The 2,320-nt window shown below is 34.2% G+C and carries 2 protein-coding genes; both read right to left on the minus strand.

What is annotated here, in order from left to right; all coding sequences use genetic code 11:
* A partial coding sequence (locus ENL20_11725) for a hypothetical protein (protein HHE39223.1) occupies positions 1-603 on the minus strand: 603 nt, incomplete at its 3' end.
* A 243-nt stretch (positions 604-846) separates the two neighbouring features.
* The gene (locus ENL20_11730; GenBank protein HHE39224.1) at positions 847-2,031 is read right to left on the minus strand and encodes a M23 family metallopeptidase; all 1,185 of its coding nucleotides are present in this window, start codon (positions 2,029-2,031) and stop codon (positions 847-849) included.
* Positions 2,032-2,320 lie beyond the last annotated feature (289 nt).

A 2,320-nucleotide genomic window follows, 5' to 3' on the forward strand; every position in this document is an offset into this window, starting at 1 on the left:
AACAGTATAATAATATTCTTTATTATCGAGAAGTTTTTTATACATACTGATATTTCTCAGTTTCATTCCTGCATAAACCCTCTTCTCGTCACCTTCATCCTGTTCTATTTTATGGTTTTTGAAAAAATAGTCTTTGTCTGGGATAACACCGAGAATTTTGTAATTCTTAAGTTGTGGTCCAGTAATACTTATGTCTCGCGGATAACCACGATAGATTGGTCCGGTTTTGGGTTGTCCTTTTTCGGTCTTCATTTTTCCGCGAGCTGTAATATCCAGAAAGGAATTAAATGCCGTGTCATAAAAATAAACCTTATCACCCGGAACTCCGGTTTTCACATTCACATCGATCTTGCCGATGGCAAAAAGAGTATCCGGAGTAACACCACGATAAACGCGGTATTCGATTATTCTTCTTTCTTTAGGAAGTGGTTTCCAGCTAATGATCAATCCTGATCCATCATCATTGGGGACATCATTTACTTCTAGCTCTTGAACTATATAATCGGAATCATTAAGGGCAGCGTAAGAAGTAAACGGCAGGATCAAGAAGCTGAAAACCATCAAAACCAGGAAAATTCCTGTCTTCTGATAGTTTAACTTCATATTAATCTCCTTTTCTATCTCAATCTTATTTATTGAAAATAAAAATTTTTGCAAAAACATCTATCCCCTTTTTTATGTCAATAATAATTTCTGAAGGAACAGATTAGAGCAAAATTTTCAGATTATAGTAATCTTTTTAAATTATGAAAAACCAAAAAGTTGAACAAGTTGAATTTTCGGTGAGCAATCAGTCACCGAGTTTAAAGTCAGCGAAATGCTGTCAATCTTTTTTTCCTTTTCAGGTTAATTTTCTTTAAGAGAATATAGTCTTTCTGAATTCAAAAGGCTTTTTAAACTGTCCACAACTACCTTGAAATCTGCCATTTCAGCCTTTGGCACCGGAGGACCGGAAACATTTTTCAATTTTAATGGATCTATCGCAACTCCATGGTGATAGATTGTATAATGCAGATGAGGTCCTGAAGAGCGTCCGGTAGAGCCAACATATCCGATAACATCATGCTGTTTAACGCGATCACCGGTTTTATATTTTCCATATTTACTGAGATGTCCGTATAAGGTTACATATCCATTCGCATGTCTAATTTTAACAGTTTCTCCAGTGTGTCGTTTATTCCAGGAAGCTTTGATCACGGTTCCGTCAGCTGCGGCTTCAACCGGAGTTCCGTAAGCAGCTGCATAATCAACACCATTATGCATACTGTATTTTTTTGTAATGGGATGATATCTTTTCCCAAAATAGGATGAAATCCTTTTATAATTTAAAGGTGATTTCAGGAATGCTTTTTGGAAAGATTCTCCTTTTTCATTATAATATTTTGTTAATCCCTTTTTATTTTTGTATCTATAGGCAATATTATCATAATCTTTACTTTTATATTGAGCGACCAGAATATCTCCATAATCGATAAATTCGTTTTCAGCGGAGATTTTTTCATATACAAGATGAAATTCGTCCCCCTTTTGCGGATCTACAAAAAAATCAATATCCCACTGAAATATCTGGCTGAACATAACGGGTAAAGCAGCATTTTCCCCTTCATCGATCATAGATTTGTAAAGAGATGATAAAATGACACCATTACATTTTTCGATAGTTTTTGTGACAGGTAAAGAATCTATCCGAGTAAAATAATTTTCCGAAGTATCTCTGATTACATGAAAAGAAGAAATTTTATCAGGTATATAAATAAGTTCATGAACAATATCCAGAGAATCGAGCCTGACGATAAAACTATCTGCCGGATGTGATTTGCGCAAATCGTAAATAGAATCGAGTTTGTTCACCATTTTGTAAACGACAGCATTATCGATATCCTTTGAGATCAGAGCTTTTGCCAAAGTTTCTCCTGATTTCAATGAGCCTGTTTTATATACAAAAGGATCAATCTCTTCGACAATGATTTCTTTTTTTTGAGTGCACGACAAAATAACTGATAATAACAACAAAAATATTAATTTTTTCATTTATTAAAAACCTTATTTTTTGAATGCTCAAATATTTTGAGCGAATTAATTGTCAAACGAAATTCACTCCGAATTCAGGCACACCCTCAAAATGTCCTAAAAAATCGGTAATCATTAATAAAAATTAACTCAAGTTTCGCAGTAATAAAAACCCCTTGTTAAGCTATCCATTATACACATCTTTTTTTTAGTAACATCATGAACGGCGTATTTCCTTTTCTGTTTGCGTTTGATTCCCACACCTGAAGGTGTGGGTTATTGATTTATCCCAATTTCCAGGAAAATCCGA

The sequence above is a fragment of the Candidatus Cloacimonadota bacterium genome (assembly GCA_011372345.1).
Lineage (GTDB): Bacteria > Cloacimonadota > Cloacimonadia > Cloacimonadales > TCS61 > DRTC01.